The sequence below is a fragment of the Bradyrhizobium sp. Ai1a-2 genome, from assembly GCF_000426245.1.
Taxonomy (GTDB): Bacteria; Pseudomonadota; Alphaproteobacteria; order Rhizobiales; family Xanthobacteraceae; genus Bradyrhizobium.
Genome location: NZ_AUEZ01000161.1, coordinates 1 through 6326, shown reverse-complemented (window position 1 = coordinate 6326; position 6326 = coordinate 1). Strand labels below are relative to the sequence as shown.

The window sequence follows — 6326 nt, the reverse complement described above, 5'->3', positions numbered from 1 at the left end:
ATTGTCGCGCGCTCCCCACCCAGATTGTCGCGCTATAGCGGATGTTTGATCGCTCGTGAGGGGTTGTTCGGAATGACGGCTTGAGCGCCTTTTGCGGCGATGGCCGATCGCAGCGCATCGGAATCGTAGGCCGCATCGCCCATCACGACCTCCGCTGGGAGCCCCTCGATGAGCGGCTGGGCCTGAGGCGCATCGCCGGCTTGACCTGCCGTTAGGAAGAAACGGACCGGGCAACCTAAGCCGCGAACGGCCATATGGATCTTTGTCGTCAGGCCGCCGCGCGAACGCCCGATGGCCTGATTCTGAGCCCCCCTTTTGCGCCGCTGGCGTGCTGGTGTGCGCGGACAATGGTGGAATCGACGATCAGGTATTCAAAGCCCGGATCATCTGCCAGCGCGTCGAACATGCGCAGCCAAACTCCTTTGGCGCTCCACCGGCTGAAGCGTCGAAAGATGCTGTTCCACTCGCCGAAGGCTTCGGGCAGATCACGCCATGGCGAGCCGGTTCGCACGATCCATAACACGCCCTCGACAAACATCCGGTTGTCGCGGCCTGTCGAACCACGCTGGTCCGGCCGACCGATGATCAAGCCGGAGATACGATCCCATTGTGCATCGCTTAGGACGAGCCGATCCATGACACCCAAGGCTGCCTCCTAAAAGAAAGCCTTGAATCACATTCCGTCTGGTTTGAGAATCCCAAGAGTCCATACCGCCTAGCCGACGATCGTTCGGTTGAACAGATCCATGATGGCAGCCAGATACAGCCAACTCCTCCGCGGCCGGAATGTAGGTGATATCGGCAAGTCAGACCCGGTTCGGGGCTTCAGCCGTGGAGTCGCGCGCGATCAGGTTCCGTGCGATTGGCTGGTTGTGACGGCTGTCGGTTGTCCGAAACTATGAGGCCCCGCTCGACCGCTTCAACCTAGCGCCACAAACCGTTTGATCGCGAGGTTTTTATTTTTTGTACAAGGAGACGCACGTTAGAGTGAGGGTGTTTAGTCCGAGAGGGTACCTTTGATGTGGAGCGCCGTATGAATGGCAGTCCGTTTGATGATGAAGCTGGGTCGTTTCGTGTCCTTCGTAACGATGAGGGTCAATATTCCCTTTGGCCGGAAGTCATGGATATTCCGGAAGGATGGTCCGCAAAATACGGTCCCAATACTAAGGCTGTATGCTTGGCCTACATCGAAGAAAATTGGACTGATATGCGGCCTAATAGCCTTGTCACTACAATGGAACGCTGGAGAACCTCAAAAGACCAAAACTAGCGAGGCTTTAGGATCGTCCGGTTCTCCTGGAAACGTCGTGACCAACCGGCGCGTCGACCGCGTTTGATAAGCCCGAGGTGCAAGGGTTCGTGGCGCAACTGGAGGACTTTTAGTCGGGCGCAGGACGAGGTGACGGCCGAGAATCTATGAGGCAAGCCTCGGAGAACATCCCAGTGTTTCGGACCGAACGGCACCGTATACGCTCGCTCCGGTCGCTGGTTCATGAAGATATGAGGACCGATGAACGGTTCGTACGCATTCGAGAGGTAACACCTGCGCGACCCGAGCCGGGAAGATGATAGCATAGAGTGTGGCCGAGATCGTTGCTGTCTTGTGAGGCTCACGGTTAAGGGAGATCCAACGTACCTCTTTGTGCTGGGGCTGCGGTACGGATAGTAACCCGAAACCGGGACAGACTTATCCGCGGATCGTCCGCCGGAGCGCGATAGTGAACAACATACCGTCAATACCGTCGATCCGGGTTTTATGGACCGCTCTCAAGTTTTGCAATTACTTTCCATTCAAAGAACCTTATCATCTGAACCGAAATGCGGGCTGCAGAGATCAGCTCACAAAGAATCCTGGGCGGTATCCCGAATGTCGACGGAATCTCGCGGCGATGTCTTTTCGGATCTTTTCCACGCCCGGTTGCCGCGGCCGTCGTGACGCTATCGGCTCATATTCTATAAGCGTTCTATCCAATGGTCCGGCACACTATCGGCTTTCATGAGATACGTATACAGTTGAACGTGGCTGCGCGGTCAGCGCGGGTCCGCCGCAAATATCACGCGATCGAAAAAGATGGACGGAACGAAGGCGCGCATCTCTACGCGGACACACCCGCGAGTATCTGGCCTTCAAGGTAACCGAGGATCGGCCGATCACACGGCTGGCGACTACCGAGGTGATCCGGGACATGGTCAGCGTTGCGCAGCATCGGGGTTCGGAGGCCATGCAAGTTCGTGGCTCCAAGGAGTTCCGACGCCAGGCGTGGCTCGAGGCCAGCCTTCGTGGCATTATGGCAAGGTTATGAGCCAACACAACTGGATCGGCAGGCGCTCTCCGATCGCAGCGACGCCTTGGACCGATCAAATCATCGCGTAAATGCCAAGCCTGCAGAAACGCTAGACTATGATAGGGGGGCCCAGGACGCTTGGTCGAGGTCGGTCAGGCTCCGTATCGTGATCGTCTCGATGCCGAGACCTCCACCTACGCAGTGATAGAACTCGACGATGGTCGGAAGCACAAGATGCGGGGCGATGGACTTGAGAAGGCGATTGTCGACAGCAAGGCCAAACCGGCGACCGGCTGAAGATCGTTAGAGACGGCGTCGAACGAGCCAGCAAAGATGTCAAAGTCATCGACGCCGCAACCGGTCGCACCGATACGGAGCGCCGGGAGTTAGAGCGCAACCGCCGCCGCGTGACAGCAGAAGATGTTGCGCTGCTCGGCGATCCGCTCCCTCACAGCCCCTAGGATGTCATTCGGCCTGCAATATTGACCCCCTAAGCCGGCCTAAGCCGGGGGATCGGCGTCCAAAATTGACCCCCTACAGATTGGTCTGTTGCGCTGCCTGCTTTGGAACGAAGCAGGTGGTGGGGGATGCTGATCGTGGAGACGATTGCCCGGATCCGGCGCGAGCACTTCATCAAGGGCAAGACGATCAAGGAGATCGCCCGTGACCTGAAGGTGTCGCGGAACACGGTTCGGAAGGTGCTGAGGTCGGGAGAGACCTCCTTCGAGTACGAGCGGCAGGTGCAGCCGCGGCCAAAGCTGGGACGATGGGCAGTAGAGCTTGACGGATTGCTGGCGGCGAACGCGGCTAAATCGGCTCGTGAACAGCTGACGTTGATCCGGGTCTTCGAAGAGCTGCGCGGCCGCGGCTATGACGGCGGTTACGATGCGGTGCGCCGTTACGCCAGGCGGTGGAGCAAAGAACGCGGGCAATCGACCGCGGCCGCTTATGTCCCGCTGAGCTTTGCCCCAGGCGAAGCCTACCAGTTCGACTGGAGCCCCGAGGTGGTCTTGCTGAGCGGCACCACGGTGATGGTGAAGGCCGCCCATGTCCGGCTCTGTCACAGCCGCATGCTGTTCGTGCGGGCCTATCCGCGGGAGACGCAGGAGATGGTGTTCGACGCCCACGACCGGGCGTTCGCCCTGTTCAAAGGCACCTGCACCCGCGGCATCTACGACAACATGAAGACCGCCGTAGAGACGATCTTCGTCGGTAAAGGGCGTCTCTACAATCGCCGCTTCCTGCAGATGTGCAGCCACTATCTGGTCGATCCGGTCGCCTGCACGCCAGCGTCGGGCTGGGAGAAGGGGCAGGTCGAGAACCAGGTCGCGCTGGTCCGGGAACGCTTCTTCACGCCGCGGCTGCGGTTCAAAAACCTCGACGAGTTAAACGCCTGGCTGCTCGACAAATGCATCGCCTACGCCAAGGCTCATCGCCATCCGGAGCTGGTCGATCAGACGATCTGGGAAGTGTTCGAAGCCGAACGCCCCAAACTCGTTCCCTATGCCGGCCGCTTCGACGGCTTCCATGCGGTGACGGCATCGGTCTCGAAGACCTGTCTGGTGCGCTTCGACAACAACAAGTACTCGGTCGCAGCCAGCGCAGTCGGACGACCGGTCGAGGTCCAGGCCTATGCCGATCGCATCGTGATCCGTCAGGATGGACGCATCGTGGCCGAGCACTCACGATCCTTTGGCCGCGGCGATAACTTCACGTGCTCGCTCCAGCATCTTGTCCACCTCATTGAGGTAGAGGTTACTGAGCAAGGGTGAAATTACGCCGCCTTGCGGAACGCCTTTCTTGCCAGAAGCTTTCAGCATAAGCCGCAGAAGATGCATGATGTCCCCATCATCAACCCGCAGGGCTACCTTCTCCAGAATCCGATCATGCCGGACGTTGTCGAAGTAGGCCCGCAAATCAAGATCGAGAACCCGCGTCTTCCGCTCAGCTATTGCTTTAGCAACTCGCTTGATCGCTTCATGTGTTGTCCGCTTGGGCCGATATCCAAACGATCCCGGTTGGAAATCCGCCTCGAATACAGGTTCGAGTATGAGCTTGAGCGCCCCCTGTACCACCCTGTCGCGGATAGCCGGAATCGACAGAACGCGGACCTTGGAGCCCCCGTCCTTCGGTATTTCCCGCTTCCTTGATGGAAGTGGCTTATAAGTGCGCTCGATCAGTTCGTCTCGTAGTTGCTCGAGCAGAGACTCCACTCCTCGCGCTTCGATGGCTTCGAACGTCACCCCGTCTATTCCCGGTGCGCCGTCGTTTTCTTTCGCCATCTCATACGCTGCACGCAGGGTCTCCATCTTGCACACGTGGACGTATAGACCCCAGAAACGCCAGGACGGTTCAGCCTTCGCCTTGACGTATAGTCTCCGCCTCAGGTCCTGCAAATCGATGGACGCCTTTATCATTTCGTCCTTGCCTTCCTTACGTTAGAGACATCACAAATGGCAGGGACCCTTTGCTCCACGGGAGTTACTCCGCTTCATCGCTACTCCAGTCCCGGCCGCCACCTTCTCATCTTCGGTCGATTTCCCGGGATCTCCGGTTATACGACCTACCTTCTTCCGGCGATTTCTCTCCGGGATGAGGAAGGCTTCTCCAGTTGCTCAGCATGTCCTTGTCACCGTGCTGTCGCTTTCACCCCGCCGAATTGACCCGTCGTGTCAGTTAGCATTCGACGGATCATGCTGCCTTCGCCTCTAAACTGCGGGCTCGACTTTCGGTTTTCAGCATTTTCGAGGCCACAACGCGTTCTCTTTTGATACGGCCCGGTGACTCGTGGTCTCCCCAAGGGAGTTTTGTCGATAGGCTTCAAAGGTTCTATTTCTATCTCCTCTGCTATCCACACTACGGGGAGCTAACTTTTTCCCCGGCAGGACTTACTCCTGCTGAACCTGCCAGCCTTCGCTGGACGCACAGTTCGGCATGCACATCCCGCTCAATCGCCAGAGCGTGCGCTTTAAGGCCGAGAGGATCGATTTGCCGCTATCGACGCTGGCCGACCAGGTCGGCCACGGAACCTTCGCCGTCATGCCGCTGTTCCATCTGATCGAACACCATGTGCTCGCGGCCGAGCGCCTGCATGGTGATGACACCACCATCCGTATCCTGGCGAAGGGCAAGTGCACGACTGGGCGGATCTGGACGTATGTGCGGGATGATCAGCCGTTTGCCGGGCCTGCGCCGCCTGCGGCGGTCTATTACGCCTCAAGCGACCGACGAGGCGCGCATCCGCAGAGACATCTGACCGCCTTCGCCGGCATCCTGCAGGCCGATTGCTATAGCGGCTTCGAGCCGCTGTTCGACCCGCAGAAGAAGGCGCTGCCGATTACACCGGCATTTTGCCTGGCCCATGCGCGAAGGGGCTTCTTCGAGCTGGCTGACATCGAAAAGAACGTTCGAGAAGGCAAGAAGGGTAAACCGGTCTCTCCGATCGCGCTGGAGGCGGTCAGGCGCCTCGACGCGCTGTTCGACATTGAGCGCGCCGTCAATGGCCTTAGCGCCGACGAGCGCCGCGCCGTGCGTCAGGAGAAGAGCAAGCCGCTTCTCGACGACATCCACTCCTGGCTGCTCCGCGAGCGCGAAACCCTCTCGCGTTCCTCCGAGGTCCTGAAGCCGATCAACTACATGCTCAGGCGCTGGGACGGCTTCGCCCGCTTCCTCGACGACGGCAGGATCTGCTTGACCAACAATTGCGCTGAACGCGCACTGAGAGGCATCGCCTTGGGACGGCGCAACTGGACCTTCGCCGGCAGTCAGCGTGGTGCTGACCGGGCCGCCATCATGCTGACGATGATCACGACTTGTCGTCTCAACGACGTCGATCCCAAGGCCTGGCTCGCCGATGTCTTGGCCCGTATCGCCGATCATCCCGCATCGCGTCTGCACGAGCTGCTGCCCTGGGAATGGAAGCTCCTGCGCCAAGCTGACCCCACCGATCAGCAAGCCGCCTGACCTTCACGCATTGCCATCATATAGCTCGCCGATCCCCGCGCGCACGCGTCAATCAGGCGGCCTTCGTCGTAGCCGTAC

3 protein-coding genes and 4 pseudogenes are annotated in these 6326 nt (G+C 59.1%); 4 read left to right on the top strand and 3 right to left on the bottom strand.

The window, feature by feature from the left end:
• Positions 1-35 precede the first annotated feature (35 nt).
• A pseudogene (locus K288_RS51680) lies at positions 36-646 on the bottom strand (IS5 family transposase); the annotation flags it as partial.
• 72 nt (positions 647-718) lie between these two features.
• Positions 719-890: pseudogene (locus K288_RS55300) on the bottom strand (IS3 family transposase); the annotation flags it as partial.
• Positions 891-1033: 143 nt separating this feature from the next.
• On the opposite strand from K288_RS55300, the gene K288_RS51675 reads away from it, so the two are divergent.
• The 3 genes and pseudogenes from K288_RS51675 to istA all read left to right on the top strand — a co-directional run.
• On the top strand, positions 1034-1270 hold the full coding sequence (locus K288_RS51675; protein WP_084800115.1) for an MbtH family NRPS accessory protein: 237 nt from the start codon (positions 1034-1036) through the stop codon (positions 1268-1270).
• Positions 1271-2423: 1153 nt separating this feature from the next.
• Positions 2424-2582 carry a hypothetical protein gene (locus K288_RS53930; protein WP_160169082.1) on the top strand — a complete coding sequence of 53 codons (159 nt, stop codon included), beginning with the start codon at positions 2424-2426 and terminating at the stop codon, positions 2580-2582.
• A gap of 290 nt (positions 2583-2872) precedes the next feature.
• A pseudogene (istA, locus tag K288_RS48750) lies at positions 2873-3988 on the top strand (IS21 family transposase); the annotation flags it as partial.
• Here istA and K288_RS0142020 read toward each other — a convergent pair.
• Positions 3968-4567 carry a reverse transcriptase domain-containing protein gene (locus K288_RS0142020; protein WP_244443471.1) on the bottom strand — a complete coding sequence of 200 codons (600 nt, stop codon included), beginning with the start codon at positions 4565-4567 and terminating at the stop codon, positions 3968-3970. The pseudogene istA and the gene K288_RS0142020 sit on opposite strands and share 21 nt — an antisense overlap.
• A 643-nt stretch (positions 4568-5210) precedes the next feature.
• On the opposite strand from K288_RS0142020, the pseudogene K288_RS48745 reads away from it, so the two are divergent.
• Positions 5211-6248: pseudogene (locus K288_RS48745) on the top strand (IS66 family transposase); the annotation flags it as partial.
• Positions 6249-6326: the final 78 nt, after the last annotated feature.

Bases quoted from the DNA above. Each gene is read 5' to 3' on its own strand.
- K288_RS51675 (WP_084800115.1), top strand. From the start codon at position 1,034: ATGAATGGCAGTCCGTTTGATGATGAAGCTGGGTCGTTTCGTGTCCTT.
- K288_RS0142020 (WP_244443471.1), bottom strand. From the start codon at position 4,567: ATGGCGAAAGAAAACGACGGCGCACCGGGAATAGACGGGGTGACGTTC.